We start from the raw sequence: 26,696 nt of genomic DNA, 5'->3' as shown, positions 1-26,696 counted from the left end.
CAACGCGGGAGACCCGCGCCCATCGGCGGGTTTGACTTCCCCGCGCCCCTCGGGCGGTAACAGGGCCCAGAGTTCAAGCGGGAGGCGGCGCATGGCGGGCGCGTTGGACGGCGTTCTGGTGGTGGCGATGGAGCAGGCGGTGGCGGCCCCGGTCGCCACGTCCCGGCTCGCCGACGCCGGCGCCCGGGTCATCAAACTGGAGCGCTACGGCGGCGACTTCGCCCGCGGCTACGACGACTGCGTGTTCGGCCAGTCCACCTATTTCGTCTGGGCGAACCGGGGCAAGGAAAGCTGCCAGGTTGACCTGAAGACCCCGGCCGATCTGGCGCTGGTGAAGGCGATGATCGCCCGCGCGGACGTGTTCATCCAGAATTTCGCCCCCGGCGCCATGGCGCGGCTGGGACTCGGCGCGGACGAGCTCCGGGCGCGCCATCCGCGCCTGATCTGCTGCGACATCTCCGGCTACGCCGCAGGCGCGCCCGATTACGACCGCAAGGCCTACGACCTGCTGATCCAGACCGAGACCGGCCTGTCCGCCATCACCGGCGGGGCGGAGAGCGGGCCGGCGCGGGTCGGCGTCTCGGTCTGCGACATCGCCACCGGACACGCCGCCCACGCCGCCATCCTCGAGGCGCTGATCGCCCGCGGCCGCTCCGGCGAGGGCCGCCACATCGCGCTGTCGTTGTTCGACACGCTCGCGGACTTCATGAACGTGCCCTACCTCACCCGCCGCTACGGCGGGCGCGATCCGGCGCGGCTCGGCCTCGCCCATCCCTCGATCGCCCCTTACGGCGCCTTCCGCATGACCGACGGCGAAGTGGTGATCGCGATCCAGAGCGATCCCGAATGGCGCACCTTCTGCGCCGAGGTGCTGGACGCGGCCGAAGCGGGCCATGATCCCCGCTTCGCCACCAACGTGGACCGGGTGCGGAACCGCGCCGCCTGCGACGCGCTGGTGCAGGCCGCCGTGGGCCGCTTCCGCGTGGCCGAGCTGACGGACGCGCTCGACCGCCACCGCATCGCCTATGGCCGCATCTCTTCGCTCGCCGATCTCGTCGCCCACCGCAGCGCCACCGCCCTGCCCGTGGAGACGCCGAACGGCGTGGCGGAGGTGCTGGCCCCGCCGGCGGTGGTGGACGGCGCGCGGCCGAAGCTCCGGCCCGTGCCCGCCGTCGGCCAGCACGACGCGGCGCTCAGGGCGGAGTTCCAGCCCACGCTTCAGGACGCCTGAGCGTGACCGCCGCCGCGGCGCTCGGGGACCAGACGATCATCCGCGAGGACGACTTCATCCAGAGCGTCGCCGACGCGCTGCAGTTCGTCTCGCATGTTCACCCGGCGGATTTCGTGCGCCATCTGGCGGCGGCCCATGCGCGCGAAGAGAGCGCGGCGGCGAAGGACGCCATGGCGCAGATCCTCGTCAATTCGCGTCTGGCGCTGATCGGTCGCCGGCCCATGTGCCAGGACACCGGCGTCGCGGCGGTGTTCCTGAAGGTGGGCGTCAACGTGCGCTTCGCCACCTCCCGGGGGATCGAGGAGCTGGTGAACGAGGCGGTGCGCCTCGCCTATCTCGACGAGGCCAACCCGTTGCGCGCCACCATGGTGGGCGATCCGCTGTTCGAGCGCCGCAACACCGGCGACAACGCCCCGGCCATGGTGCATGTGGATCTGGTCGCCGGCGACCGGGTGGAGGCCATCGTCGCCGCCAAGGGCGGCGGCTCGGAGAACAAGGCCCGCTTCGCCCAGCTCAACCCGTCCGCCCCGGTCGAGGACTGGATCGTGGAGACCCTCGCGACCCTCGGCGCCGGCTGGTGCCCGCCGGGGCTGATCGGGATCGGCGTCGGCGGCAGCGCCGACAAGGCCATGCTGCTGGCGAAGGAGGCGCTGTTCGAGCCGATCGACATGCTGGACCTGATCCGGCGCGGCCCGGCCACGAAGCTCGAGGAGATGCGGCTCAGGCTCTACGAGCGCATCAACGCGCTGGGCCTCGGCGCACAGGGGCTCGGCGGCCTCACCACCGTGCTCGACGTGAAGATCAGGACCTTCCCGACCCACGCCGCCTCGAAGCCGGTGGCGCTGATGCCCCAATGCGCCGCCAACCGCTATGTGCGCTTCGCCCTCGACGGCTCCGGCCCCGCGACCTTCGCCGTTCCTTCCGCGGACGACTGGCCGGAGATCGTGCGGGAGCGCACCGCGGACGCCGCACGGCCGGTGGACCTCGACCGGCTGACCCGGGACGAGGTTCGATCGTGGCGCGCGGGCGACCGGCTGCTGCTGTCGGGCCGGCTGCTCACGGGGCGCGACGCCGCCCACACGCGCATGGCGGAGATGATCGCCCGCGGCGAAAGCCTGCCCGTCGCCCTCGACGGCCGCGTGATCTATTACGTCGGCCCCGTGAAGGCGGTGGGGGCCGAGGCGGTCGGCCCCGCCGGCCCCACCACCGCCACCCGCATGGACGGCTTCACCGACCTGCTGCTGGAGCGGACCGGCCTCCTCGCCATGATCGGCAAGGCCGAGCGGGGCCCCGGCGCGGTGGAGGCCATCCGCCGCCACGGCGCGGCCTCGCTGATCGCGGTCGGCGGCGCCGCGATTCTGGTGGCGCAGGCGGTGCGCGCCTCCCGCGTGCTGGCCTTCGCGGACCTCGGCATGGAGGCGATCCACGAGTTCGAGGTGGAGGAGATGCCGGTCACGGTGGCGGTGGACTCCACCGGCGCCTCGATCCATGTGATCGGTCCTGATCTCTGGCGAAAGACCTGACGCTATGACCGACGCCGCCTTCGACCCGCTCCGCCACGGCTGGGAGCTGTTCCCGGACGGGGGCTTCATCGATCTCGTGGGGCCGATCTATGTGCGCCGGCGCGAAAACGGGCTGCGCGCCTTCGGCTTCATCGCCGAGCAGAAGCACGCCAACCTGATCGGCGTGGTGCATGGCGGCATGCTGATGACGCTCGCCGACCGGGCGCTCGGCGTCGCGGCCTGGGACGCGGCGGACGGGCGGCCCAGCGTCACCATCCAGTTCGACATGCAGTTCGTCTCCGCCGCCCAGATGGGCGAGTTCGTGGAGGTGGACCCGCAGGTGTTCCGCCTCACCTCGTCGCTGGTGTTCATGAAGGGCGTGCTGCGGGTGGGCGAACGGGAGATCGCGGGCGGCTCCGGGGTCTGGAAAATCCTGAAACGCTGACGCGCCACTGGTAATCCAGTAAGCGACTCAATATTCAACGGAGTGTTGAATCAGGATGCGAGGTCCGCTGGCCCTCGGGCGGCGGTCGGGACAAAGCGATGCTGACGAAAAAGGCGAAATACGGCCTGAAGGCGATGGTCGACCTGGCGCGGCTGGAGCCGGGCCGCTCCACCTTCGTGGCCGAGGTCGCCGAGCGCAACGCCATCCCGAAGAAGTTCCTCGACGCCATCCTCGGCGAGCTGCGCAACGCCGGCATGCTCTCCAGCAAGAAGGGCAAGGCCGGCGGCTACCAACTGGCGAAATCGCCCGACGACATCATGGTCGGCTCCATCGTGCGCGCGCTCGACGGCCCGCTGGCGCCCATCAACTGCGCCAGCCGCTCGGCCTATGTGCCCTGCGACGACTGCGAGGACGTGGAGACCTGCCGCATCCGGCTGATGATGCTGGACGTGCGCGACGCCATCTCCGACGTGCTGGACAAGCGCACATTGGCCGAACTGCGCGACATGGGCGACGGCGCCATGCAGGCCTTCGTCTACCAGATCTGAAAGCCTGCCTGGACCTCGCCGCCGCGCCATCCAAACAGGATTTCAGTCCTCCGGCGCGTCGACGATCGGGTCGTACTGGCTGGCGTCGAAGCCGAGCAGGTTCCACGACTGCGCCATGTGCGGCGGCAGCGGGGCGGAGACGTCGAGCACCTTGCCGCTCGGCAGCGGAATCACGAGGCGGCGCGCCAGCAGGTGCAGCCTGTTCTGCAGCCCGCCCGGCAGCTCCCAGTTCTCCACGTTGAAGTATTTCGGGTCGCCCACGATCGGGTGGCCGATGTGGGCGCAATGGGCGCGCAGCTGGTGGGTGCGGCCGGTGACGGGCTTCAGCGACAGCCAGCTGAGCTTCGGCCCGGCGTTGTCCACCACGGCGTAATAGGTCAGCGCGTGGCTGGCGCCCCGGTCGCCGTGCTCGGCCACCTGCATCAGCTCGCCCTCGGGCCCGTCGCCCTCGCCCTTGGCGAGATAGGTGGAGATGCGGCCCTGCCGGGTGCGCGGCACGCCGGGAACCAGCGCCCAGTAGACCTTGCGGGTGGTGCGCGACCGGAAGGCGCGCGCCAGCTCCGCGGCGGCGAGCCGGGTCTTGGCCGTCACCAGCACGCCGGCGGTGTCCTTGTCGATGCGGTGGACGAGGCGCGGCTTCTGGCCCGAACGGTCCGTGAGCGCCGCCAGCATGCCGTCCACATGGCGGGTGGTGCCGGAGCCGCCCTGCACCGCGAGGCCGTGGGGCTTGTTCAGCACCAGCACGTCCTTGTCCTCGTAGATCGCGATGCCCTTCAGGAACTCCGCGTCCTTGGAGAGCGCGGGGGCGCGGACCAGCGCGGGCTTGGCGACCTCCTCGCCGTCGCCGTCCTCGTCCTTCAGCGGCGGCACGCGCACCACCATGCCGACGGAGAGCCGGGTCGCGGTCTTGGCGCGGGCGCCGTCCACGCGGATCTGGCCGGTGCGGCACAGCTTCTGCAGATGGCCGAAGGCGAGCGCCGGAAACCGCTCCTTGAACCAGCGGTCGAGCCGCAGGCCCTCCTCCGCCTCGCGCACCGGGATCGACTGCACGCCGGCGGCCTTGCCCGGCAGCGCGGGCAGCGCCTTCGGCGTCTCCCGGACCGGCTCGGCCGCGGGCGCGTCCGCGCGGGTCTTGGGAGAGGGCGAGCCGGGTTTGCGGAACGCGGCCTCCGCGGCGGCCTTCATGGCGCTGCGGGTGGCGCGCGGCGCGGCGCCCCGGCGCGGGCCGGCGGCGGACTTCCCCGCGACGGGTTTGCCGGGCGCGGACTTGCCGGAAACGGACTTGCCGGAAACGGACTTGGGACCACGGGGCGGGCGTGGCGGCATGGGCGCGGACTTTCCGAGAGAACTCTGGCTTAAACCCTTCGCTTACCCCAGAGCGCGCGCCAGCGCGAGGCCCGCGGCCACCGCGCCGATGGAAAGCCCGACGGATGCGGCCACATAGACCGCCGCCAGACCGCCTTCGCCCCGCTCCCACAGCGTCATCGCGTCGAGGCTGAAGGCGGAGAAGGTGGTGAATCCGCCGAGCACGCCGGTCATCAGGAACAGCCGCAGGTTCTGCGACGCGCCGGTCTTCAGCGCGAACAGGCCCGCGAGCAGCCCCATGGCGAGGCCGCCGGCCACGTTCACCGTCAGCGTGCCGAAGGGAAAGCCGGAGCCGAACAGACGCGCCGACGCCACGTTGACGCCGTGCCGGGCGACCGAGCCCAGCGCGCCGCCGAACGCCACCAGCAGCCAGGGCGCCACGGTCAGCGCTCGCCCCGGAACACGATCGGGAACTTGCCGGGCTCGCCCACGCCGTCGCACTCCTCCTTGGCGCGGAACTCCACCATGCGGAAGGCGGCGCCGCCCCACTCCCAGGTTCCCACCACGCCGCAGTCGCCGGCCGCGCGGCCCTTCTCGAAGGCGGTGAGCTGCTTCCTGTCGGGATCGTAGGCCACGTTGGTCAGCGTATCGACCCCGGTCCAGCCGATCGACTCCAGGAAGGTGGCGAACAGCAGGGTCTCGAACCGGTCCGCCGCCTTGGACGGGTCCTCGATGAACAGCGCGAACTCCACATTGTAGCCGCCCGACGAGCAGACGATGGACCACAGCGTGCGCCCGTCGCCGAGATCGGCGGCGAAGGATTCGTCGGCAAGAAAGGACGGATCGTCCTCGTTGCGGTCCCAGACCGGGCAGTCCCGGTCCATCATCACGGTGCGCAGCCGCTGCGGGATCGCCTCGCGCCCCACGTCCCGCACCTTGCCCGACAGGGCGGCCGGCGTGCCGCCGCCCACCAGCGCCACCAGCGCCTCCGGCTTGTCCACCCGCCCCTGCGCCCGGTCGATCTCCGCGAAGGCGGCCTGCAGGCCCGGCAGCGCCAGCTCGGCGCCGACGCTCCCGTCCGCCTCCCCCAGGATCTCCACCGTCAGCACCTTGCCGCGCCGCAGGAACGGCAGCAGGCGCCGCGCCGCGCCCTCCGACAGCCGCACCTCCGTCACCGCGGGGTCGTTCTCCGCCGGGGTGACCGTCACGTCCGCTCCGGGGGCCAGCCGCACCGGCGTGCCGCCGTCCACCGCGAGCGCGAGTCGCGCGCGGGCGAGCGGAGACGCCGGCCTGCGGACCGAAAACGCCAGCATGGGCTGCGCCTCCTTCGCGCCGCCGCGCGTCACGGCGGCGGACAGCGCCTCCGCGCCCGCGGCCGGCGCGTCCTGCGAGGCCGCCCGGCAGTCCGGCGGCGTCGCGACCGCCTTGGCGTGGGGCTTCGGATCGCTTTTCGCCACGTCCACGCAGGAGACGGTCCAGCCGTCGAACCGGGGCCCGGCCTGCGCCGGCGCCGTCCAGACCCCGGCGCCGAACGCCAAGAGGGCCATCGTCATCGCGCGCATGTTCCGCACTCCCCAACTCCATCCGCGTCCCAAGTAACGCGCTCCGCGCCCGGTTTCGAGCGGTCGTCCCCTTGCGCGCGGCGTCGCGGCCCCGCCCTGCTCACGATCATGTGAGCAGGGGAATCGGGAACGCCGCGCAGGTCCCGACCGCTTGAACCGTGGAAGGGCCGAGGAGCTCATCCGGCGCGCCCGGCGCGTCGCAAGAACAAGGAGCATGCTTATGCGCAAGATGATCGCCATCGCGCTCGCCGGCGCCATTGGCGTCACCGGCGTCTTCGCCGGCGCCGCGCCGGCTTCCGCGCAGCCGCGCGAACCCGTCCGTTCCCTCGACCAGGTGCGCGGCGAGGCGATGCAGGCGCTCGCCACCGGCGACGTGCAGACCGTGCGCGATCGCCGCTGGCGCGGCGGGCGGCATTACCGTGGCGGCCGCCACTACCGCGGAAACCGCTATTACAACGGCCGGCGTCACTACCGCGGCGGACATTATCGCCATCGCGACCGCTATTACGGCCGCCGCTACTACCGCCACCGGGACCGCGGAAACTACGCCGCAGCCGCCATCGCGGGGGTCGCCGCCGGCGCCCTGATCGCCGGTGCGGCCAACAGCCGCAGCTATTCGCGCAGAGACTCCTACTGCGCGCAGCGTTTTCGCTCCTACAATCCCCGCACTGGGACCTACACCGCTTACGATGGGCGTCAGGTCGCATGCCCATGAGTTGATGCGTCGGCCCTCTTGGCCTGACGTTTCTCCGCCCCCGGCGCGCGCCCCGCGCCGGGGGTTTTCTTTTGGCCGGAACGCTTCCGTCCGGCGGGCGTTTTCCTCGTGAACGAACAACGAACGGAAACGCCCATGACGCACGACTCGTCCGCCAGCACGCCCCAGAGCCGCACCGACCAGCGCCGCGCCGCCGACCCGGACGCCCCGGGGCCTCAGGCCCACGAGATCGAGGCCAATCCGAAGACCGCGCCGGACCCCGCAAGCAACGCCGAGAAGGACCCGAGCGACTGGGTCTCCGGCGACGAACCGATGACGGGCGCGCAGGCGTCCTATCTCAAGACGCTGTCGGAGGAAGCGGGAACCGAGGCCTACCGCTCCGATCTCACCAAGGCCGAGGCCTCGCTGCTGATCGACGAGCTGAAGGACGCCCGGCAGAACAAGCGCTGACGCGCCGCTCAATACACGCGGCCGCCGGGCGGAACGGCGCGCTCCGGCGTCAGCAGGATCACCTCGCCTTCGGCGTCCGGCGCGCCGAGGGTGAGAACCTCGGACAGGAACTTGCCGATCTGGCGCGGCGGAAAGTTCACCACCGCAAGCACGTGGCGGCCCACGAGTTCGTCGGCCGCGTAGCGCTTCGTGATCTGCGCGGAGGAGCGCTTCACCCCGATCTCCGGCCCGAAGTCGATCCTGAGCTTGTAGGCGGGCTTGCGCGCCTCCGGGAACGGCGCCGCCTCCACCACCACCCCCACGCGGATGTCGAGCTTCTCGAAGTCCGCGATCGTGGCGAGCGACGGAAGCGCTTCGGCGTCGGCCTCGGCGGTCATGCGGCGCTCGCGGCGTCGTCGGGCGCGGCTTCCGCATCCCGCGTCCGGCGCGAACGGCGGCCGCCCAGCGCCCGGTCGACCACGGCCCGGAACGGCGCCGTCAGCCGGAAGGCGTCGTCGGCGCGGCGCGCCCAGCGCTCGGCCTTGCGCAGCTCCTCGTCCAGCGCCTTCATGGTGCGGGCGAGGCTGTCGTCCTCGTCGTCCAGGAAAGCGTCGAACACCCGCGCGTTGACCAGCACCAGCGCCTGGGCGCGGGCGGTCCCGAGCGGACCGGACTCCTGCACCCCGGCCGCCGCCAGCATCCACTGCATGGACGAGACCGCGACCTGATTCATGGCCGCGGCGCCGAGCGGATCGACGCTCAGGCCGCGCCGCACGGCGCGCAGCGCCGGGCGATAGGGCGCGAGCGCCTCGAACCGGCGCATCAGCACGTCGAACAGGCGCTCCCGCGCCGGCTCGTCCGCCATGTCCCGGCTGTCGTGGGCCAGCACCTCCAGGTCGATCCGCCGCACGAAGCCGGCGAGAATCGCGCCCTTGGACGGGAAGGCGGCGCGCAGCTCCGCCAGCGACACGCCGGCCCGCCCCGCGATCTCGAACAGGCCGATCTCGCCCCAGGCCTTACCGGCCAGCAGGTCCATGAGCGCCGTTTCGATCGCCTGTTTCGGGTCGGCCTTCGCGGCGGCTGGCTCGGCCGGCGCAGGGGCCGGCGCGTTGGGATCGGGCTGCGCGGCGGAGGACGGACGGCGGGCCATGGCGTGTCTCCCTCGGGATGTGGCGCGCCGCGTTCCGGCGCTTCGATGCTTAAACTGGCGGCCGAAGCCGACCGTTCCAAGGCGCCCGCGCCGTCAGAGCCCCAGAACGCGGCCCGCAACCGCGTCGAGCCGGGCCAGCAGCGCCGGATCGCGATGCTCCGGCGCGGTGACGAGGGCGAACTCCAGCGCCCGATCCGAGCCCACCGGACAGGCCTCGTGCTCCTCGGGGAAATCGGCGGCGAGCCGGGCGATCAGCCGGGCGGCCTTGTCCCCGTTCTCGCGCATCACGCTAAGGATGTCGGCCACGTCCACCCCGGCCTCGTGCGGCCGCCAGGCGTCGTAATCCGTGACCATGCCGACGGTGGCGTAGGCGATCTCCGCCTCGCGGGCGAGCTTGGCCTCGGGCATGTTGGTCATGCCGACGATGGCGGCGCCCATGGCCTTGTAGGCGACCGATTCGGCGCGGGTGGAGAACTGCGGCCCCTCCATGCAGACGTAGGCCCCGCCGACCACATGGGGCACGTCCTCCGCCGCCGCCGCGCGGGCGACCCGCGCCACCAGATTGGGCGCGACGGGATCGGAGAAGGCCACATGCGCCACGCAGCCCGCGCCGAAGAAGCTGGAGGCGCGGCGGAAGGTGCGGTCGATGAACTGGTCCGCAAGCACGAAGGTCCCCGGCGGCAGGTCCTCGCGGTAAGAGCCGCAGGCCGAGAGCGACACCAGATCGGTGACGCCCGCGCGCTTCAGCGCGTCGATGTTGGCGCGGTAGTCGATGTCGGACGGCGACAGCCGGTGCCCGGCGCCGTGGCGGGGCAGGAACACGATGGTCGTCGCCCCGATGCGCCCGCGCCGGAGCGGCGCGGAGGGTTCGCCCCAGGGGCTCCGGACCTCGAGGGTCTCCACCTCCGCCAGACCCGGCAGATCGTAGATTCCCGAGCCGCCGATCACCCCAAGCACCGCCTTCGCCATCGCCCGTCCCCGTTCACGACGACGGCGGACCACGAGGGGTCCGCCGTTTCCGCGCCGAACTTATCGGCCGGCGCGCGCCGAAGCGAGGGTGCGGATGCGTTCAGGATTTGGGGAAGCCTTCGTCATGCCCGCGAAGACGCGGGCACGACGGCGCTCAGATCGAATATGCAGACTTACCGGACGGGTTCTCAGAGTCCGTTTGAAAATGGCTCAAGCGAGCAATTCAAGCCCACGTCATGCCCGCGCGAAGCGCGGGCATCCACGACTTTGGCGGTGTCAAAAGCTTGAACGTCCAAGTCGTGGATGCCCGAGACTAGCTCGGGCATGACGGAAAACTTGAGTTCTTGTCCGCTCGCTCAGTGGACGGCCGACCACACCCGGCGCTTGGTGAAATAGAGCAGCGCGCCGAAGATCAGCAGGAAGATCAGCACCACCATGCCGGTGCCCTTGCGGGCGGCCATGTGCGGCTCCGCCGCCCACATCATGAAGGCCGCGATGTCCTTGCCGTACTGGTCCACCGTGGCCGGCGTCCCGTCGGTGTACTCCACCTGCCCGTCCTGGATCGGCTGCGCCATGGCGATCCAGTGGCCGGGAAAATAGGTGTTGTAGTGCAGGCCCGGACGCGGCGGCTTCTCGCCGTGCTTCGGTTCCGCGTAGCCGGTCAGCAGGGCGTGGATGTAGTCCGGCCCCTGCTCCTGATACTGGGTCACGATGTCGAACAGGAAGGTGGGGAAGCCGCGCTCGTAGGTGCGCGCCTTGGCCAGCAGCGAGAAGTCCGGCGGGTAGGCGCCGCCGTTGGCCGCGCGGGCCGCATTCTCGTTCGGGAACGGCTTCGGGAAGCGGTCCGACAGCCGGCCCGGCCGCTCGAACATCTCGCCGGCGTCGTTGGGGCCGTCCTGGACCTTGTGGTCCTCGGCGATCGCGCGGGCCTGATCTTCCGTGAAGCCGGGGCCGCCGTATTCGTGGAGGTTGCGGAACGCCACCAGCGACAGCGCATGGCAGCTCGCGCACACTTCGCTGTAGATCTTGAAGCCGCGCTGGAGCTGGCCGGCGTCGTACTTCCCGAACGGGCCGGAGAAGCTCCAGCTCTGCGCCGGCGGCTTCACCGTCTCGCCGGCGGCCTGCGCCGGGGCGGCGGAGAGCCCGGCCAGGCCGAGAGCGGCGGCCGCGGCCAGGGCGCGGCCCGCGCGACCGATCGTCGTGTTCGCCATCGTCATGATCCGGGTCATCCGTTGCGTTCGGGGGCCGCGACAGCGGAGGCCGGCGTGGCGGGCGCGCCGCCCAGCACCGAGTCCGCGATCGAGTTCGGCACCGGTCTGGTCTTCTCGGTCAGCCCCAGCACCGGCAGGATCACCAGGAAGTGGAAGAAGTACCAGAAGGTCGAGAACCGCGAGATGGTGACGTAGGGCTCCACCGCGGGACGCGAGCCGAGCCAGCCCAGAAGCACGGCGTTGGCGGCGAAGATCCAGAAGAAGATCTGGAACATCGGCCGGTACTTGGCCGAGCGCACCTTGGAGGTGTCGAGCCAGGGCAGGATGAACAGCACCGCGATGGCGCCGAACATCATCAGCACGCCGCCGAGCTTGGACGGGATGGCGCGCAGGATCGCGTAGAACGGCAGGAAGTACCATTCGGGCACGATGTGCGCCGGCGTCACCAGCGGGTTGGCCTCAATGTAGTTGTCCGCGTGGCCGAGATAATTCGGCGTGTAGAACACGAACCACGAGAAGAAGGCGATGAAGCACACCAGCGCGAAGGCGTCCTTCAGCGTGGCGTAGGGCGTGAAGGGCACGGTCTCCTTGCGGAAGTCCTTCACCTCGACGCCGGTCGGGTTGTTCTGGCCCACATGGTGCAGCGCCCAGATGTGCAGGCCGACGATGCCCGCGATCATGAACGGCAGCAGGTAATGCAGCGCGAAGAAGCGGTTCAGCGTCGGGTTGTCCACCGAGAAGCCGCCCCACAGCCAGGTGACGATGGCCGTGCCCACCCCCGGCAGCGCCGAGAACAGGTTGGTGATGACGGTGGCGCCCCAGAAGGACATCTGGCCCCAGGGCAGCACGTAGCCCATGAAGGCGGTCGCCATCATCAGCAGGAAGATCAGCACGCCGAGGATCCACAGCACCTCGCGGGGCGCCTTGTAGGAGCCGTAATAGAGGCCGCGGAAGATGTGGATGTAGACGGCGATGAAGAACATGGACGCGCCGTTGGCGTGCAGATAGCGCAGCAGCCAACCGTAGTTGACGTCGCGCATGATCTTCTCGACCGAGAGGAACGCCTTGGTGGTCTCCGGCGTGTAGTGCATCGCGAGCACCACGCCGGTGAGGATCTGGGCCACCAGCATGAAGGTGAGGATGCCGCCGAAGGTCCAGAAGTAGTTCAGGTTGCGCGGCACCGGATAGGCGACCGCGCTCGAATGGATCAGCCCGACGATCGGCAGCCGATCCTCGAACCACTTGGCCACGCCCTTCGGCTGGTAGGTGGAATGTCCCTGCATCGTGATGCTCGCTTTTGGAACTCCGCCAGCCGCAAGGGGCCGGCGGCCGCCGCTCAGCCGATCGTGAGCTTGGTGTCGCCTTCGAAGGCGAAGGGAGGAACCGGCAGATTCTCCGGCGCGGGTCCCTTTCGGATGCGTCCGGCGGTGTCGTAGTGCGAGCCGTGGCAGGGGCAGAGCCAGCCGCCGAATTCGCCCTGCTGGCTGGTGGGCACGCAGCCGAGATGGGTGCAGACGCCCACCACCACCAGCCAGTTCTCCTTGCCCTTGGCGGCGCGGTTGACGTCGGTCGCGGGCGCGTCGGGTTCGATGTTCTCGTTGCGGGCGAGCGGGTCCGGCAGCTGGCCGATCTCGACGGCCTTGGCCTCCTCCACCTGCTTCGCGGTGCGGTTCCACACGAACACCGGCTTGCCGCGCCACCTCACGGTGACGACCTGGCCTTCGGCGATCTGGCTGACGTCCACCTCGCTGGTGGCGAGCGCGAGCGCGGAGGCGTCCGGGTTCATCTGGGCGATGAACGGCCACGCCAGGAAGCCTGCGCCCACGGCGGCGGCGGCGCCGGTCGCCAGGTAGAGGAAGTCCCGACGAGTCGGTTCTGTGGCGTCGTGAATCGCGGACACCGGGCGTTCTCCTCACTCCAAAACCAACGGGTTCAAGGCGTCGAGGCCCGTCCCGCGGTCGGCCGTTCTGAATTTGAACAGCTCTGATCTTGAAGGGTTATCTCGCACTAAGGTCGCAGGCTGTCCAGAGAGTCGCAGGGGACGGGACAGGTTGTCGCAGCCTGTGGGCGATAAGTCGCATCTGCAGCATGAAGCGTTTGCGTCCGCACAGGTTTTTGCTGCGCCGCAGAGCGACCTGAAACAGCGCCGGCCGCATTTGCGCCGCGATCACGATTTCGGCGCCACGCAACCGCCGCAGAGGCCTCAGGCGGAGGTGGCCGGACGCGTCGCCCCTTCCCAAGCGGCGGCGCAGGCGCGTACACAGCCTGTCGCCACGGACTGTCTGGAGACCGGCGCCATGCTCCCCGCCCCGCACGAGCTCGAAGCCCGCAAGACCCGCGTCCGCGCCTGGTTCGAAGCCTTGCGCGACCGCATCCATGCGAGCTTCGAGGCGCTGGAGGACGAGGCGCCGGGCGACGGCCCGGCCGGCCGGTTCGAGCGCACGCCGTGGTCGCGCACGGACCACAGCGGGGCCGACGGCGGCGGCGGCGTCATGGGGCTGATGAAGGGCCGGCTGTTCGAGAAGGTGGGCGTCCACGTCTCCACCGTCCACGGCGAGTTCGCCCCCGAGTTCCGCAAGGAGATCCCCGGCGCGGCCGAGGCGCCCGGCTTCTGGGCCTCGGGGATTTCGCTGATCGCGCATCCGGTGAACCCCAACGTGCCCACGGTGCACATGAACACCCGCTTCGTGGCGACGAGCCGGGCGTGGTTCGGCGGCGGCGCGGACCTGACGCCGGTGCTCGACCGGCGGCGGACCCAGGACGACCCGGACGCGGTCGCCTTCCACGCCGCCATGGCGCGGGCCTGCGAGGGCCATGCGCCGGCGGACTACCCGAAGTTCAAGGCGTGGTGCGATGAGTACTTCTTCCTGAAGCACCGCAACGAGCCGCGTGGAATCGGCGGCATCTTCTACGACTGGGTCAACACCGGCGACTTCGAGGCCGACTTCGCCTTCACCCGCTCGGTGGGCGAGCGCTTCGCCGAGGTCTATCCGGAGATCGCGCGCGCCAACATGGCCAAGGACTGGACCGAGGCCGACCGCGCCGAGCAGCTCGTGCGCCGCGGCCGCTACGTGGAGTTCAACCTGCTGCACGACCGGGGCACGATCTTCGGCCTGAAGACCGGCGGCAACGTGGCCTCGATCCTGTCGTCCCTGCCGCCGGTGGCCGCCTGGCCGTAAGCGCCGGTTCTCAGGCGGTCAGCCCGCGGCGCCTTCCCGGATCGGCGGCTGGAAGCTCAGGCCCATGTCCCAGGGGAAGTAGATCCAGGTGTCCTGGCTGACTTCGGTGACGAAGGTGTCCACCAGCGGGCGGCCCTTGGGCTTGGCGTAGACGGCGGCGAAATGGGCTTTGGGCAGCAGGCCGCGCACCACGCGGGCGGTGGAGCCCGTGTCCACCAGATCGTCGATGATCAGGACGCCCGCGCCCTCCCCGCCCCGCACGTTCGCCACCCGGTCGCAGACGCCCTTGAGCACCGCGAGCTCCCCCTGGCTCTTGTAGTCGTGGTAGCTCGCCACGCAGATGGTCTCGATCAGGCGGATATCGAGCTCGCGCGCCACGATCGCCGCCGGAACCAGCCCGCCGCGGGTGACGCAGACGATGGCGTCGAAGCCGCCCGAGGCGCGGGCCTCGCCGGCGAGCCGCCAGGCGAGCGCCCGGGCGTCGCGGTGGAACTGCTCCCAGTAGACGGGAAACGCCTTCTCGGCGCGGACGTCGGACATCTCGAAATCTCCCGAAGGGTCAGCGCAGCGCGGCCAGCATGGCGCGCACGTCGGCGGCCGCCGCGGCGAGCGCGTCCGCGTCGCGGGAGCGCACCACCACGTTGGTGTTGAAGCCCTCGGCGTCCATGTAGGGGTAGCTGCCGATGGCGACGCCCGGATGCGCCTTCTGCACGGCGGCGAGCGGCGTGGCGATGTCGCCCTCCTTGGCGTCGGCGCGGATGGTCTCGCTCCGGATCGGCGCGCCGTGGGCCAGCAGCGGCGTGATCTCGTCCAGCATCGCCGCCATGATCGACGGCACGCCCGCCATGACGAACACGTTCTCCAGCCGGAAGCCGGGGGCCTTGGAGACCGGGTTGGCGATCAGGTCGGCGCCGAAGGGGATGCGCGCCATGCGCAGCCGGCCTTCGTTCAGGTCCGCGGGGTCGGCGAAGCGCTCGCGCAGCATGGCGACCGCGCGCGGATCGTGGTCGATGCCGACGCCGAAGGCCTTCGCGACCGAATCGGCGGTGATGTCGTCGTGGGTCGGGCCGATACCGCCGGTGGTGAGGACGTAAGCGTAGCGGGCGCGCAGCGCGTTCAGCGCCTCGACGATGGCGGCCTCGTCGTCGGCGACCACGCGCACCTCCTTCAGGTCCACGCCGATCTCGGTGAGCCGTGCGGCGATGTGGCCGCTGTTGGTGTCGCGGGTGCGGCCGGACAGAACCTCGTCGCCGATGACGAGCACGGCGGCGGTGGCGGGCGTAGCGGTCATGGGGCGTCTCGCGCAGGGTCGGCTTCGGGTGTAGAGGAGCGCGCGCCGCGCCACAACACGGCCCGCCGTCCCCCGTCCCGAACCTTCGCCCCCCGCATGCTGTTTCCCTCGCCCCTCGTCCCCGGCCGGCTCGTCCGCCGCTACAAGCGCTTCCTCGCCGACGTGGTTCTCGACGACGGCCGCGAGGTGACGGCCCATGTGGCGAATTCGGGCGCCATGCTCGGCCTGTCCACGCCCGGCCTCAGGGTGTGGCTCAGGCCGAAGACCGGGGGGACGCTGGCCTGGTCCTGGGCGGTGGTGGAGGTGGAGATCGCGGGCCGCGGGGAGCTTGTCGGCGTCGACACCGCGGTTCCCAACGCGCTCGGACTGGAGGCGGTCTCGGCCGGCGTCATCCCCGCCTTCGCGGGCTACGGCCGCGTGCGCCGCGAGGTGCGCTACGGCGTCAACAGCCGCATCGACCTGCTGCTGGAGGCCCCGGACCGGCCGCCGGCCTATGTGGAGATCAAGAACGTCCACATGTGGCGGCGGGACCGGCGGGCGGAGTTCCCGGACGCGCGCACCGCGCGGGGCGCGAAGCATCTGGCGGAGCTGTCCGCCATGGCGGCCGCGGGCGCCCGCGCGGCCATGCTGTTCATCGTGCAGGGGCCGGGCGACGACTTCGTCCTCGCCCGCGACATCGACCCCGCCTATGGCGCCGCCTTCGACGCCGCGCGCGCGGCCGGCGTGGAGGCGCACTGCTGGACCAGCGTGGTGACGCTGGAGGGCGTCACGCTCGACCGGGAGATCCCGATCGTCGGGTGACGGCGATCAGCCCGCCAGCGCCGCCAGGATGCGGACCCAGGAGCGGGTTCCGCGCCGGAAGCTGTCGAGATCGTACTTCTCGTTCGGCGAATGGATGCGGTCGTCGTCCAGCGCGAAGCCGATCAGCAGCGTGTCGAGCCCGAGCAGGCGCTTGAAGTCCCCGACCACCGGGATGGAGCCGCCGGAGCCGATGGTCACCGCCTCCACGCCCCACTCGTCGGCGAGCGCGGTCCGCGCCTTGGCGAGCGCCGGGCTGTCGAAGGGCAGCTGGATGGCGCGGGAGCCCTTGTGGCCCTCGAACGCGATCTCGCAATCGGCCGGCAGCCGGGAGCGGGCGTAGGCCCGGAACGCCTGCTTCACCTTGGCCGGATCCTGATCGCCCACGAGGCGGAACGAGATCTTGGCGTGGGCCTCGGCCGGGATTACCGTCTTGGCGCCCGCGCCGGTGTAGCCGCCCCACAGGCCGTTCACGTCGCAGGTGGGCCGGGACTGGATCTGCTCGATGATCATGCGGTCGCGCTCGCCGGCGGGCTCGGACAGGCCGATCGGCTTGAGGAAGGCGTCGGCGTCGAGTCCGAGCGCGCGCCACTGCTCGCGCACGTCGTCGGGCGTCTCGATCACGCCGTCGTAGAAGCCCGGCAGCGTCACCCGGCCATCGGCGTCGTGCAGGCCGGCGACGATGTCCGCCGCCACATGCAGCGGATTGCGGGCCGCGCCGCCGTAGAGGCCGGAATGCAGGTCCCGGTCGGCGGCGCGCACCGTGATCTCCTCATAGACGAGGCCACGCAGCGAGGAGGTGATGGCGGGCCGCCCCGCCGCCCACATGGCGGTGTCGCAGACCAGCGCCACATCGGCGCCAAGCTCGCTTTTCGCCTCCTCCAGGAAGGCCGGCAGGTTGATGGAGCCGCACTCCTCCTCGCCCTCCAGCAGCACGGTGACGCCCACCGGCAGGTCGCCGGAGGCGGCGATCCAGGCGCGGCAGGCTTCCACGAAGGTAATGACCTGGCCCTTGTCGTCGCTCGCCCCGCGCGCGACCACCGCCTGGCGGCCGTCCTTCAGCGTGGCGAGCCGGGGCTCGAACGGCGGCGTCTCCCACTTGTCGAGCGGGTCCACCGGCTGCACGTCGTAATGGCCGTAGAACAGCACATGCGGCGCGCCGGGCTTCGGCCGGGTGGCGAGCACCACCGGGTGGCCCGGCGTCTCGCGCAGGGCGGCGGAAAAGCCCAGCGCCGCCAGATCGCGCTTCAGCCAGTCCGCCGCCTCGCGGCAGCCGGTTTTGTAGGCCGGATCGGTGGAGACCGACGGGATCTTCAGCAGCGCGAACAGGCGTTCGAGGCTTTCGCCCTGGCCCACGTCGGCGGCGGCGAGAGCGCGGTCGAGATCGGACATCGGCAATCCTTCATCCGCCGTGTTCAGGCGAGGTCGGTGCGGGCGAAATCCTCGCCCTTGTAGAGCAGCCGCGCGCCATGCGCCGTGGCGCAGGCGTAGGCGAAGCAGTCGCCCATGTTGAGCTGGGCCGGATGCCCCGCGCCCTTGCCGTAGCGGAGATGGGCGTCGATCGCGAGGCCACCCACATCAGCCGTCACGTCGACCACGTCGATCGCCACCTGTTTCAGCAGCTCCAGCGTCTCCCGGCGGCTCTCCACGACCGTGATGCGCTTGCGCGAGGCGACGGCGAGAGCCGTCTCATACAGCGCAATGGCCGACGTCAATCGCGGCGCGCCGTCCACGAGCCGTGAACTCAGATCGTCGGCCTCGGGCTCCTGCAGAAGAATGGCGGTGAGCGCGGACGCATCGACGAAGACCGCGTCACTCATCGTTCAACGAATCCCAGAACGCCTTGTCGATGACCACGTTCGGATCGTCGGGATGGGCCGCCAGCCGCTCCTGGATCACTCTGATGGCGGCGAGCCGCCGCTCGCGCTCCGCCGCCCGCGACGCCTCGGCGAGCGCCTTCTCGCACGCGTCCCGAATCGTGTCGGTCAGGCTCGTGCCCTTGGCGGCGGCGAGCGCGCGCACCACCCGGTCGGTCTCGGGGTCCCTCACATGAAACGCCATGGCGTCTACACTCCATCCAGCTCCATCTAGATGGCATGCCGCGACCGCCGGTTCAACGTCACCGGCGGAGCAGTCTGCCCAGCACGCCGCGCACCACCGAGCGGCCGATGGAGCTGCCGGCGGAGCCCGCGATCGACTTGCCGATCTGGGCCGCGATGTTGCCCGCGGTCTGGTTGACCACGGTGCGGGTGACGTCGCGGGCGATGGTCTGGGTCGGCGTCAGCGTCTTGCCGCGGCCGGAGCCCGTGCCGAAGATCGTGTCGAAGATGCCGCCGAAGCCGCCGGCGTCCGCCTCGGCCGGCGCCTGCTCCGCCATGGCGGTCTCCTGCGCCTTCTTCTGCAGCAGCTCGTAGGCCGACTCGCGATCCACCGTCTCGTCGTACTTGCCGGCGACGGCGGAGTTGCGGATGCGCTCCTGCCGCTCTTGCGCGGTGAGCGGCCCGATGCGCGCCACCGGCGGGCGGATCAGCGTGCGCTCCACCATGGAGGGCACGCCCTTGCCCTCCAGCATGGAGACCAGCGCCTCGCCGACGCCGAGCTCGGTGATCACCTGCGCGGTCTTGATGTTCGGGTTGGGGCGGAAGGTCTCGGCGGCGGCGCGCACCGCCTTCTGCTCGCGGGGGGTGAAGGCGCGCAGGGCGTGCTGCACCCGGTTGCCGAGCTGGCCCGCCACCTCCTCCGGCACGTCGATCGGGTTCTGCGTCACGAAATAGACGCCGACGCCCTTGGAGCGGATCAGGCGCACCACCTGCTCCACCTTCTCGATCAGCGCCTTGGGCGCCTCGTCGAACAGCAGATGCGCCTCGTCGAAGAAGAACACCAGCTTCGGCCGGTCGAGATCGCCCACCTCGGGCAGCGTCTCGAACAGCTCGGAGAGCAGCCACAGCAGGAAGGTGGCGTAGAGCCTCGGGCTCGCCATCAGCTTGTCGGCGGCGAGGATGTTGATCATGCCCCGCCCGTCGCGGGTGGTGCGCATGATGTCGGAAAGCTCCAGCGCCGGCTCGCCGAAGAACCTGTCGCCGCCCTGGCTCTCCAGCACCAGAAGCTGGCGCTGCACCGCGCCCACGGTGGCCTTGGCCACGTTGCCGTATTTGGTGGTGAGCGTCGCCGCGTTCTCGGCCACGTAGACCAGCAGCGCCTGCAGGTCCTTCAGGTCCAGCAGCAGCAGCCCCTGCTCGTCCGCCACCCGGAACACGATGTTGAGCACGCCCTCCTGGGTCGGGTTCAGGTTCATCAGCCGGGCCAGCAGCAGCGGCCCCATCTCCGACACCGTGGCGCGGATGGGATGGCCCTGCTCGCCGAACAGGTCCCAGAAGATCACCGGGAACTGGTCGTTGACGTAAGGCTGGAGACCCACCTCCTCGGCGCGCTTCAGCAGGAAGTCCTTGGGCTCGCCCTTGGCGGCGACGCCGGAGAGGTCGCCCTTGATGTCGGCGGCGAAGACCGAGACGCCGGCGTCCGAGAAGCCTTCCGCCAGCGCCTGCAGCGTCACGGTCTTGCCGGTGCCGGTGGCGCCGGTGACGAGGCCGTGGCGGTTGCCGAACTTCAGCTCCAGATACTCATGGCCGAGCGGCTTGTGGTCGGCGTCCACGCTGGCGCCCACGAAAATCTTGCCGTCCTGAAGCACGCCGCCGGTCCCGGTCATCGCCAGACACCCTTCAAAAAAACGCCGCTGCGGGAGAATCCGCGCCCGGCCGGCGACCGTGCCACGCCAGGCGTCCCAAAAAAAGACGGGGCACACTCCGCCGGAAGCGAATGCTTTGCGTCAGGCCCGCGCGAGACGCACATGACGACGCGAACGGCAGGGGGGCTCCCGCCAAACACGCCCGAGGCCATTGCGCCACGCCACCGATCGATATAAAGACATGTTTATGTCTTTCACCGACCCTTCTCAGCCGATCGGCTTCGACGACGCCCTCGCCGGCCTGCGCGCCGCGGCGGAGCCGACGCGGCTGCGCGTGCTGGCGTTGCTGGCGGACGGCGAGCTGACGGTGTCCGATCTCACCGACATTCTGGGGCAAAGCCAGCCGCGCATCTCGCGCCATCTCAAGCTGCTGGTGGAGGCCGGGCTGGTGGAGCGCCGGCGCGAGGGGGCCTGGGCGTTTTTCGCCCTGTCCGAGCGGCCGACGCTGCGGGCGGCGCTCACCGCCTCGCTGGCGCGCCTCGACGCCGCCGACCCGGTGCTGGTTCAGGACCGGGAGCGGCTGGCCCACGCCCGCGCCGCCCATCAGGAGGCCGCCGACCGCTACTTCAGCGCGCAGGCCGCCCATTGGGACGGTGTACGCAGCCTGCATGTGGCGGAAAGCGCCGTGGAGCGCGCGCTGCTCGACGCGCTGGGCGACGGCCGCGTGGAGGCGGCGCTCGACATCGGAACCGGCACCGGGCGGATGCTGGAGCTTCTGAGCCCGCTCGCCAATCGGGTGGTGGGCGTCGACTCCAACAGGGACATGCTCGCGGTCGCCCGCGCCAACCTGGCCCGCGCCGGCGTCGCGAACGCGCAGGTGCGGCAGGGCGACGTCTACGCGCTGCCCACGCCCCGGGACAGCTTCGATCTGGTCGTGCTGCATCAGGTGCTGCACTTCCTCGACGACGGCGCGCGCGCCATCCGGGAGGCGGCGCGGGCGCTCAGCCCCGGCGGCCGCCTGCTGGTGGTGGACTTCGCGCCCCACGGCATCGAGGCGCTGCGCGAGGCGCACGCCCATCGCCGCCTCGGCTTCTCGCCCGAGACCATGGCCGCCTGGCTCGCCGCCGCCGGCCTCGACCTGACCGCCCGGCGCGATCTGCCGCCGCCGGACGGCGCGGCCGACAAGCTCACCGTTTCGCTCTGGCTGGCGCGCGATCCCCGCGTCGTCGCCGACGCGCTTCCCTCTCCCTCGACCTTCGAGGTGGCCTGATGCCCAACCAACGTCTCTCCCGCGCCGCCCGCCGGCCGATCCGCGTCTCGTTCGAGTTCTTCCCGCCGAAGACCCCGGAGATGGAGGCCGCGCTGTGGCGCGCGGTGGAGCGGCTCGCCCCGCTCGACCCCACCTTCATGTCCGTGACCTACGGCGCCGGCGGCTCCACCCGCGAGCGCACCCACGCCACCGTAGCCCGCATGGTGCAGGAGACCCACGTGCCGCCGGCGGCGCACCTCACCTGCGTCTCCGCCACCAAGGCGGAGGTGGACGCGGTGGTGGACAGCTATCGCGAGGCGGGCGTGCGCCATATCGTGGCGCTGCGCGGCGATCCGGCCGGCGGCGTCGGCTCGACCTTCGAGCCCCATCCGGGCGGCTACGCCTCCACCGCCGAGCTGGTGGCCGGCATTCGAAGCCGCGCGCCGGAGATCGAGATCTCCGTTTCGGCCTATCCCGAAAAGCACCCCGAGAGCCCCACCGTCGAGGCCGACTTCGACACGCTGAAGGCCAAGGTGGACGCCGGCGCCACCCGCGCCATCACCCAATTCTTCTTCGACAACAACCACTACCTGCGCTACGTGGACCAGGCGCGGGCGCGGGGCATCCACATCCCGATCGTCCCGGGCATCGTGGCGGTGTCGAACTTCCGGCAGACCGCGAGCTTCGCCGCCAAGGCCGGCGCCTCGGTGCCGGACTGGTTCGCCGCCCGCTTCGACGGGCTGGAGAACGATCCCCAGACCCGACAGCTCATCGCCGCCGCGGTCGCCGCCGAGCAGGCGCTCGATCTGGTGGACCATGGGGTGAAGGACTTCCACTTCTACACCATGAACAAGGCCGATCTGGTCTACGCCGTCTGCCACCTGCTGGGCCTGCGGCCGCACGGAACCGCGGCGGGAGCGGTCGCGGCGTGAAGCTCACGCTCGGCGACATCCGTCGGATCCGCGCCGAAATGGACGGACCCATGGACCTGTGGTCGAACGACACCCGTGAAATTATGGCGCAGGCCCACGATATGATCGTGTTCGAAGATCGACTGCTCGACGCGCTCGCGGGACACCCCCCGCCGCGCTCGATCAGGGAGCTTCGGAAGCTTCTCGCCTCGATCGGGAACGAAGGAACGCCGTCATGACCGACACCGAAACCACGATCCGGAAGCTCGCGGCCGAGCGCATCCTCGTGCTGGACGGCGCCATGGGCACCATGATCCAGCAGCGCAAGTTCTCGGAGGCCGACTTCCGCGCGGAGCGCTTCAAGGACTGGGGCCACGACCTCAAGGGCAACAACGACCTGCTGATCCTGACGCAGCCCGACGCCATCCGCGAGATTCACCTCGAGTATTTCCGCGCCGGCGCCGACATCGTCGAGACCAACACCTTCTCCTCCACCACCATCGCCCAGGCCGACTACGGCATGGAGGCGCTGGCCTATGAGCTGAACGTGGAGGGCGCGAAGCTCGCCCGGCAGGCCGCCGACATCGCGGAGAAGGAGGACGGCCGTCCCCGCTTCGTGGCCGGCGCCATCGGCCCCACCAACCGCACCGCCTCGATCTCGCCGGACGTGAACAATCCGGGCTTCCGCGCCGTCACCTTCGACGATCTGGCGGCGGCCTACGGCGAGGCGGCCCGCGGCCTGATCGACGGCGGCGCCGACCTCATCCTGATCGAGACCATCTTCGACACGCTGAACGCCAAAGCTGCGGTGTTCGCGATCGAGGAGCTTTACGCCGAGCTCGGCCGCCGGCTGCCGGTCATGATCTCCGGCACCATCACCGACCTGTCGGGCCGCACGCTCTCCGGCCAGACGCCGACCGCGTTCTGGAACGCGCTCAGCCATGCGCGGCCGATCTCGGTGGGGCTCAACTGCGCGCTGGGCGCGAAGGAGATGCGCGCCCACATCGCGGAGCTGGCGCGGGTGGCGGACACGCTGATCTGCGCCTATCCCAACGCCGGCCTGCCGAACGAGTTCGGCCTCTACGACGAGAGCCCGGAGGCCATGGCCGAACTTGTGGGCGAATTCGCGGACGCGGGCCTCGTCAACATCGTCGGCGGCTGCTGCGGCACCACGCCGGCCCACATCGCCGCCATCGCCCAGGCGGTGAAGGGCAAGGCCCCGCGCAAGATCCCCGACATCGCGCCGAAGATGCGGCTGTCCGGCCTCGAGCCGTTCGAAATGACCGCCGCCTGACGCCTGCCCCTCACGACGGAACGCCCCATGACCTCCGCCGCCTCCCGCTTCGTCAACGTCGGCGAGCGCACCAACGTCACCGGCTCCGCCAAGTTCCGGAAGCTGATCACCAACGGCGACTACGCCGCCGCGCTCGACGTGGCGCGGGAGCAGGTGGAGAACGGCGCCCAGATCCTTGACGTCAACATGGACGAGGGCCTGCTCGACAGCGAGAAGGCCATGACGGAGTTCCTGAACCTCGTCGCCTCGGAGCCGGACATCGCCCGCGTGCCGGTGATGATCGACAGTTCCAAGTGGTCGGTGATCGAGGCCGGCCTGAAATGCGTTCAGGGCAAGCCGATCGTGAACTCCATCTCGCTGAAAGAGGGCGAGGAGGCGTTCCTGCATTACGCCCGCAAGGTGCGCGCCTATGGCGCCGCCGTGGTGGTGATGGCCTTCGACGAGACCGGACAGGCGGACACCTTCGCCCGCAAGACCGAGATCTGCGCCCGGGCCTACAAGATCCTGACCGAGCAGGTGGGCTTCCCGCCCGAGGACATCGTGTTCGACCCGAACGTGTTCGCGGTCGCGACCGGCATCGAGGAGCACGCCAATTACGGCGTGGACTTCATCGAGGCGACGAAGTGGATCCGGGAAAACCTGCCCCACGCCCACATCTCGGGCGGCGTCTCCAACCTCAGCTTCGCCTTCCGCGGCAACGAGCCGGTGCGCGCGGCGATGCATTCGGTGTTCCTGTACCACGCCATCGCCGTCGGCATGGACATGGGCATCGTCAACGCCGGCGCCCTGCCGGTCTATGACGACATCGACCCGGAGCTGCGCGATCTCGCCGAAGACGTGGTGCTGAACCGCCGCTCCGATGCCACCGACCGGCTGCTCGCCGCCGCCGACCGCTTCAAGGGCGGCAAGGCCGAAGCCAGGGTGGTGGACAACAAGTGGCGCGACCAGCCGGTGGAGAAGCGGCTGGAGCACGCGCTGGTCCACGGGGTGACCGAGTTCATCGAGACCGACACCGAGGAGGCCCGCCAGAAGGCCGAGCGTCCGCTGCACGTGATCGAAGGCCCGCTGATGGCGGGCATGAACGTGGTGGGCGACCTGTTCGGCTCCGGCAAGATGTTCCTGCCGCAGGTGGTGAAGTCCGCCCGTGTGATGAAGCAGGCGGTCGCCTATCTGATGCCCTTCATGGAGGAGGAGAAGCGCCTCAACGGCGGCTCCGAGCGCTCCTCCGCCGGCAAGATCCTGATGGCGACGGTGAAGGGCGACGTCCACGACATCGGCAAGAACATCGTCGGCGTCGTGCTCCAGTGCAACAATTACGAGGTGATCGACCTCGGCGTCATGGCGCCGGTGCAGAAGATCATCGCCGCGGCGCGCGAGCACAAGGTGGACGTGATCGGCCTGTCCGGCCTCATCACCCCCTCGCTCGACGAGATGGTGACGGTGGCCTCGGAGCTGGAGCGCGAGGGCTTCGACGTGCCGCTGCTGATCGGCGGCGCCACCACCTCCAAGATCCACACCGCGGTGAAGATCCACCCGGCCTACGAGCGCGGACAGGCGGTCTACGTGCTGGACGCGAGCCGCGCGGTGGGCGTGGTGTCGCAACTGCTGTCGAACGACAACAAGGCGGCCTATGTGGCCGGCATCCAGGCCGACTACGCCCGGCTCGCCGAGCAGCACGCCCGCGCGCAGGAGGACAAGGCCCGCGCGCCGATCGCGAGCGCCCGCGCCAACCGCATGGCGCTCGACCTGTCGAAGGTGCAGCCGAAGCCGTCCTTCCTCGGAACCAAGGTGCTGAAGAGCATCCCGCTCGAAACCCTGATCCCCTACATCGACTGGACGCCGTTCTTCTCCACCTGGGAGCTGCGCGGCCGCTACCCGGACATCCTCACCGACGAGAAGCAGGGCGAGGCCGCCCGCAGCCTTTATGAGGACGCCACCGCCATGCTGCGCCAGATGGCGGAGGAGAAGTGGCTGGAGGCCCGCGCCGTGATCGGCTTCTGGCCGGCCGCCGCCCGCGGCGACGACATCGTGCTGTTCACGGACGACACCCGCACGCAGGAGCTCGCCACGCTGCACACGCTCCGCCAGCAGATGGCGCGGGGCAAGGACCGGCCCAATCTGGCGCTGGCCGACTTCGTGGCGCCGGAAGGTTCGGGCGTTCCCGACTATGTGGGCGGCTTCGCCGTCACCGCCGGCATCGGCGAGGAGGCGGTGGCCCAGCGCTTCGCCCGCGCCAACGACGATTACGGCGGCATCCTCGCCAAGGCTCTGGCCGACCGTCTGGCGGAGGCGGCCGCGGAGTGGATGCACGCCGAGGTGCGCAAGACCCACTGGGGCTACGCGCCCGGCGAGGCGCTCTCGAACGACGATCTGATCGCGGAGAAGTACGACGGCGTCCGCCCCGCGCCCGGCTATCCGGCCCAGCCGGACCACACCGAAAAGGGCGCGCTGTTCGACCTGCTGGACGCGCCCGAGGCCATCGGCCTGACGCTGACCGAGAGCTACGCCATGTGGCCGGGCTCCGCCGTCTCCGGGCTCTACTTCAGCCACCCGGACAGCCGCTATTTCGGCCTCGGCAAGATCGACCGCGACCAGGTGGCCGACTACGCCGCCCGCAAGGGTTACGCGCTCGACGTCATGGAGAAGTGGCTGGCGCCGGTGCTGAACTACGACCCCGTGCGCGCCGCCAAGATCGCGGCGGAGTGAGCGTCCACGCGTAAGGCTCGCGGGCGACGGCTGTCTCGCCGCCTGATGGGGAATGGCCGCAGCGCGCGCCTCGAACTCTCGTCATGCCCGGCATGCGCCGGGCATGACGGTTGCTTGAGTTGTCAAACCGGCTCGTAGAGCCTGTTTGACATTGCCACAGCGCTGAAGCGATCAGACACCTTATAGGATATTATTCCCTGAAATCCGGCCCCGGTCCGGCGCGGTCGGCGCATCGTCTCCCATCCATGGAGGCGTCGGCGGGCCGTCCGCCGGCGCGGAAGGCGGGCGGCGCCTGCGGCGCGGGGGACCGGCTCCCGCGTCCCGGGACTTGTAGTCGGGGCGGGGCGCGCCAATGCGCGCCGAGCGTCACGCCTGCGGCGCTACGACCGCGGAGTGCAAATGGAGCTGTCCCGATCTCGCCTGAACCGCGCGCAGGGACGCCACGGCGTCACCATTGCGCCTATCGCTGACGGCGCCGCGGCGTTCCCGCGCCTCCCTGTCCTGCCCGCATCGCAC

At 70.5% G+C, this 26,696-nt stretch carries 26 protein-coding genes and 1 pseudogene; 12 read left to right on the top strand and 15 right to left on the bottom strand.

Annotated elements, in window-relative coordinates; translation table 11 throughout:
- The first annotated feature begins 91 nt into the window (after positions 1–91).
- The 4 genes from PKE85_RS02140 (at position 92) to PKE85_RS02125 (ending at position 3,726) form a co-directional block, all read left to right on the top strand.
- On the top strand, positions 92–1,231 hold the full coding sequence (locus PKE85_RS02140) for a CaiB/BaiF CoA transferase family protein (RefSeq protein ID WP_271203145.1): 1,140 nt from the start codon (positions 92–94) through the stop codon (positions 1,229–1,231).
- A gap of 2 nt (positions 1,232–1,233) precedes the next feature.
- Entirely contained in the window at positions 1,234–2,754 is a 1,521-nt protein-coding gene (locus tag PKE85_RS02135) for a fumarate hydratase (protein WP_271203144.1), read from the top strand.
- Positions 2,755–2,758: 4 nt separating this feature from the next.
- Positions 2,759–3,178, top strand: a complete 420-nt coding sequence (locus PKE85_RS02130; RefSeq protein WP_271203143.1) for a PaaI family thioesterase — start codon at positions 2,759–2,761, stop codon at positions 3,176–3,178.
- Positions 3,179–3,276: 98 nt separating this feature from the next.
- Positions 3,277–3,726, top strand: a complete 450-nt coding sequence (locus PKE85_RS02125) for an RrF2 family transcriptional regulator (RefSeq protein WP_271203142.1) — start codon at positions 3,277–3,279, stop codon at positions 3,724–3,726.
- 42 nt (positions 3,727–3,768) lie between these two features.
- Here PKE85_RS02125 and PKE85_RS02120 read toward each other — a convergent pair whose 3' ends face one another.
- Genes PKE85_RS02120 through PKE85_RS02110 form a run of 3 tightly spaced genes read right to left on the bottom strand, consistent with a single transcriptional unit; the run spans position 3,769 to position 6,593 of the window.
- Entirely contained in the window at positions 3,769–5,052 is a 1,284-nt protein-coding gene (locus PKE85_RS02120; RefSeq protein ID WP_271203141.1) for an RluA family pseudouridine synthase, read from the bottom strand.
- 42 nt (positions 5,053–5,094) lie between these two features.
- Complete coding sequence (gene crcB / locus PKE85_RS02115; RefSeq protein ID WP_271203140.1) at positions 5,095–5,472, bottom strand: fluoride efflux transporter CrcB; 378 nt, start codon at positions 5,470–5,472, stop codon at positions 5,095–5,097.
- Positions 5,473–5,474: 2 nt separating this feature from the next.
- The gene (locus PKE85_RS02110) at positions 5,475–6,593 is read right to left on the bottom strand and encodes a DUF1176 domain-containing protein (protein WP_271203139.1); all 1,119 of its coding nucleotides are present in this window, start codon (positions 6,591–6,593) and stop codon (positions 5,475–5,477) included.
- Positions 6,594–6,813: 220 nt separating this feature from the next.
- Here PKE85_RS02110 and PKE85_RS02105 point away from each other — a divergent pair, with 220 nt between their 5' ends.
- Both PKE85_RS02105 and PKE85_RS02100 read left to right on the top strand, forming a co-directional pair.
- The gene (locus PKE85_RS02105; RefSeq protein WP_271203138.1) at positions 6,814–7,308 is read left to right on the top strand and encodes a BA14K family protein; all 495 of its coding nucleotides are present in this window, start codon (positions 6,814–6,816) and stop codon (positions 7,306–7,308) included.
- A gap of 135 nt (positions 7,309–7,443) precedes the next feature.
- Positions 7,444–7,758, top strand: coding sequence for a DUF3072 domain-containing protein (locus PKE85_RS02100; RefSeq protein ID WP_428981302.1), 315 nt, complete (start codon positions 7,444–7,446; stop codon positions 7,756–7,758).
- Positions 7,759–7,766: 8 nt separating this feature from the next.
- Here the strand turns inward: PKE85_RS02100 and PKE85_RS02095 are convergent, their stop codons facing one another.
- The 6 genes from PKE85_RS02095 to petA all read right to left on the bottom strand — a co-directional run bounded on the left by PKE85_RS02095 (position 7,767) and on the right by petA (position 12,967).
- Positions 7,767–8,135 (bottom strand): tRNA-binding protein, encoded by a 369-nt coding sequence (locus tag PKE85_RS02095; protein ID WP_271203137.1) that lies wholly within the window; start codon positions 8,133–8,135, stop codon positions 7,767–7,769.
- Positions 8,132–8,887: a TetR/AcrR family transcriptional regulator gene (locus PKE85_RS02090; RefSeq protein WP_271203136.1), complete on the bottom strand. Its 756-nt coding sequence runs from the start codon at positions 8,885–8,887 to the stop codon at positions 8,132–8,134. Before PKE85_RS02090 ends, PKE85_RS02095 begins: the two co-directional genes overlap by 4 nt.
- A 93-nt stretch (positions 8,888–8,980) precedes the next feature.
- Entirely contained in the window at positions 8,981–9,856 is an 876-nt protein-coding gene (locus PKE85_RS02085; protein WP_271203135.1) for an S-methyl-5'-thioadenosine phosphorylase, read from the bottom strand.
- Between the two features lie 356 nt (positions 9,857–10,212).
- Complete coding sequence (locus tag PKE85_RS02080) at positions 10,213–11,067, bottom strand: cytochrome c1 (RefSeq protein WP_271203134.1); 855 nt, start codon at positions 11,065–11,067, stop codon at positions 10,213–10,215.
- A gap of 14 nt (positions 11,068–11,081) precedes the next feature.
- Positions 11,082–12,350 (bottom strand): cytochrome b, encoded by a 1,269-nt coding sequence (locus PKE85_RS02075; RefSeq protein ID WP_271203133.1) that lies wholly within the window; start codon positions 12,348–12,350, stop codon positions 11,082–11,084.
- Positions 12,351–12,403: 53 nt separating this feature from the next.
- Entirely contained in the window at positions 12,404–12,967 is a 564-nt protein-coding gene (petA, locus tag PKE85_RS02070; RefSeq protein WP_271203132.1) for a ubiquinol-cytochrome c reductase iron-sulfur subunit, read from the bottom strand.
- Positions 12,968–13,364: 397 nt separating this feature from the next.
- Here petA and hemF point away from each other — a divergent pair, with 397 nt between their 5' ends.
- Positions 13,365–14,246: an oxygen-dependent coproporphyrinogen oxidase gene (gene hemF, locus PKE85_RS02065; RefSeq protein ID WP_271203131.1), complete on the top strand. Its 882-nt coding sequence runs from the start codon at positions 13,365–13,367 to the stop codon at positions 14,244–14,246.
- A gap of 18 nt (positions 14,247–14,264) precedes the next feature.
- On the opposite strand, the gene gpt is transcribed toward hemF, so the two are convergent.
- Both gpt and PKE85_RS02055 read right to left on the bottom strand, forming a co-directional pair.
- Positions 14,265–14,786 (bottom strand): xanthine phosphoribosyltransferase, encoded by a 522-nt coding sequence (gene gpt, locus PKE85_RS02060; protein WP_271203130.1) that lies wholly within the window; start codon positions 14,784–14,786, stop codon positions 14,265–14,267.
- Positions 14,787–14,805: 19 nt separating this feature from the next.
- Positions 14,806–15,537, bottom strand: a complete 732-nt coding sequence (locus PKE85_RS02055) for a competence/damage-inducible protein A (protein WP_271203129.1) — start codon at positions 15,535–15,537, stop codon at positions 14,806–14,808.
- Between the two features lie 96 nt (positions 15,538–15,633).
- Between PKE85_RS02055 and sfsA the strand changes: the two genes are divergently transcribed.
- Entirely contained in the window at positions 15,634–16,338 is a 705-nt protein-coding gene (sfsA, locus tag PKE85_RS02050; protein WP_271203128.1) for a DNA/RNA nuclease SfsA, read from the top strand.
- A gap of 6 nt (positions 16,339–16,344) precedes the next feature.
- Here the strand turns inward: sfsA and PKE85_RS02045 are convergent, their stop codons facing one another.
- The 4 genes from PKE85_RS02045 to PKE85_RS02030 are packed head-to-tail and all read right to left on the bottom strand — an operon-like array spanning position 16,345 to position 20,041.
- A complete protein-coding gene (locus PKE85_RS02045; RefSeq protein WP_271203127.1) occupies positions 16,345–17,727 on the bottom strand; it encodes a dipeptidase in 1,383 nt (460 codons plus the stop codon).
- A 23-nt stretch (positions 17,728–17,750) separates the two neighbouring features.
- Entirely contained in the window at positions 17,751–18,155 is a 405-nt protein-coding gene (locus PKE85_RS02040; RefSeq protein WP_271203126.1) for a type II toxin-antitoxin system VapC family toxin, read from the bottom strand.
- On the bottom strand, positions 18,148–18,396 hold the full coding sequence (locus tag PKE85_RS02035) for a type II toxin-antitoxin system VapB family antitoxin (protein WP_271203125.1): 249 nt from the start codon (positions 18,394–18,396) through the stop codon (positions 18,148–18,150). Before PKE85_RS02035 ends, PKE85_RS02040 begins: the two co-directional genes overlap by 8 nt.
- A gap of 58 nt (positions 18,397–18,454) precedes the next feature.
- Positions 18,455–20,041: a helicase HerA-like domain-containing protein gene (locus tag PKE85_RS02030; RefSeq protein ID WP_271203124.1), complete on the bottom strand. Its 1,587-nt coding sequence runs from the start codon at positions 20,039–20,041 to the stop codon at positions 18,455–18,457.
- Positions 20,042–20,267: 226 nt separating this feature from the next.
- Here PKE85_RS02030 and PKE85_RS02025 point away from each other — a divergent pair, with 226 nt between their 5' ends.
- From PKE85_RS02025 to metH, 4 genes and pseudogenes are all read left to right on the top strand, one after another.
- The gene (locus PKE85_RS02025) at positions 20,268–21,290 is read left to right on the top strand and encodes an ArsR/SmtB family transcription factor (protein WP_271203123.1); all 1,023 of its coding nucleotides are present in this window, start codon (positions 20,268–20,270) and stop codon (positions 21,288–21,290) included.
- A complete protein-coding gene (metF, locus tag PKE85_RS02020; RefSeq protein WP_271203122.1) occupies positions 21,290–22,201 on the top strand; it encodes a methylenetetrahydrofolate reductase [NAD(P)H] in 912 nt (303 codons plus the stop codon). Before PKE85_RS02025 ends, metF begins: the two co-directional genes overlap by 1 nt.
- Entirely contained in the window at positions 22,198–22,419 is a 222-nt protein-coding gene (locus PKE85_RS02015; RefSeq protein WP_271203121.1) for a hypothetical protein, read from the top strand. The genes metF and PKE85_RS02015 overlap by 4 nt, the downstream gene beginning before the upstream one ends.
- A pseudogene (gene metH, locus PKE85_RS02010) lies at positions 22,416–26,180 on the top strand (methionine synthase). Before PKE85_RS02015 ends, metH begins: the two are co-directional and overlap by 4 nt.
- The last annotated feature ends 516 nt before the right edge of the window (positions 26,181–26,696 follow it).

It is taken from the genome of Methylopila jiangsuensis (assembly GCF_027922305.1).
Lineage (GTDB): Bacteria > Pseudomonadota > Alphaproteobacteria > Rhizobiales > Methylopilaceae > Methylopila > Methylopila jiangsuensis.
This window is presented reverse-complemented; position numbering and strand designations above follow the sequence as displayed.

What these genes read in the sequence shown, in the direction of transcription:
- PKE85_RS02140 (WP_271203145.1), top strand. Translation starts at nt 92, where the DNA reads ATGGCGGGCGCGTTGGACGGCGTTCTGGTGGTGGCGATGGAGCAGGCG.
- PKE85_RS02130 (WP_271203143.1), top strand. Translation starts at nt 2,759, where the DNA reads ATGACCGACGCCGCCTTCGACCCGCTCCGCCACGGCTGGGAGCTGTTC.
- PKE85_RS02125 (WP_271203142.1), top strand. Translation starts at nt 3,277, where the DNA reads ATGCTGACGAAAAAGGCGAAATACGGCCTGAAGGCGATGGTCGACCTG.
- PKE85_RS02120 (WP_271203141.1), bottom strand. Translation starts at nt 5,052, where the DNA reads ATGCCGCCACGCCCGCCCCGTGGTCCCAAGTCCGTTTCCGGCAAGTCC.
- PKE85_RS02110 (WP_271203139.1), bottom strand. Translation starts at nt 6,593, where the DNA reads ATGCGCGCGATGACGATGGCCCTCTTGGCGTTCGGCGCCGGGGTCTGG.
- PKE85_RS02105 (WP_271203138.1), top strand. Translation starts at nt 6,814, where the DNA reads ATGCGCAAGATGATCGCCATCGCGCTCGCCGGCGCCATTGGCGTCACC.
- PKE85_RS02100 (WP_428981302.1), top strand. Translation starts at nt 7,444, where the DNA reads ATGACGCACGACTCGTCCGCCAGCACGCCCCAGAGCCGCACCGACCAG.
- PKE85_RS02095 (WP_271203137.1), bottom strand. Translation starts at nt 8,135, where the DNA reads ATGACCGCCGAGGCCGACGCCGAAGCGCTTCCGTCGCTCGCCACGATC.
- PKE85_RS02090 (WP_271203136.1), bottom strand. Translation starts at nt 8,887, where the DNA reads ATGGCCCGCCGTCCGTCCTCCGCCGCGCAGCCCGATCCCAACGCGCCG.
- PKE85_RS02085 (WP_271203135.1), bottom strand. Translation starts at nt 9,856, where the DNA reads ATGGCGAAGGCGGTGCTTGGGGTGATCGGCGGCTCGGGAATCTACGAT.
- PKE85_RS02080 (WP_271203134.1), bottom strand. Translation starts at nt 11,067, where the DNA reads ATGGCGAACACGACGATCGGTCGCGCGGGCCGCGCCCTGGCCGCGGCC.
- PKE85_RS02075 (WP_271203133.1), bottom strand. Translation starts at nt 12,350, where the DNA reads ATGCAGGGACATTCCACCTACCAGCCGAAGGGCGTGGCCAAGTGGTTC.
- hemF (WP_271203131.1), top strand. Translation starts at nt 13,365, where the DNA reads ATGCTCCCCGCCCCGCACGAGCTCGAAGCCCGCAAGACCCGCGTCCGC.
- gpt (WP_271203130.1), bottom strand. Translation starts at nt 14,786, where the DNA reads ATGTCCGACGTCCGCGCCGAGAAGGCGTTTCCCGTCTACTGGGAGCAG.
- PKE85_RS02055 (WP_271203129.1), bottom strand. Translation starts at nt 15,537, where the DNA reads ATGACCGCTACGCCCGCCACCGCCGCCGTGCTCGTCATCGGCGACGAG.
- sfsA (WP_271203128.1), top strand. Translation starts at nt 15,634, where the DNA reads ATGCTGTTTCCCTCGCCCCTCGTCCCCGGCCGGCTCGTCCGCCGCTAC.
- PKE85_RS02045 (WP_271203127.1), bottom strand. Translation starts at nt 17,727, where the DNA reads ATGTCCGATCTCGACCGCGCTCTCGCCGCCGCCGACGTGGGCCAGGGC.
- PKE85_RS02040 (WP_271203126.1), bottom strand. Translation starts at nt 18,155, where the DNA reads ATGAGTGACGCGGTCTTCGTCGATGCGTCCGCGCTCACCGCCATTCTT.
- PKE85_RS02035 (WP_271203125.1), bottom strand. Translation starts at nt 18,396, where the DNA reads ATGGCGTTTCATGTGAGGGACCCCGAGACCGACCGGGTGGTGCGCGCG.
- PKE85_RS02030 (WP_271203124.1), bottom strand. Translation starts at nt 20,041, where the DNA reads ATGACCGGGACCGGCGGCGTGCTTCAGGACGGCAAGATTTTCGTGGGC.
- PKE85_RS02025 (WP_271203123.1), top strand. Translation starts at nt 20,268, where the DNA reads ATGTCTTTCACCGACCCTTCTCAGCCGATCGGCTTCGACGACGCCCTC.
- metF (WP_271203122.1), top strand. Translation starts at nt 21,290, where the DNA reads ATGCCCAACCAACGTCTCTCCCGCGCCGCCCGCCGGCCGATCCGCGTC.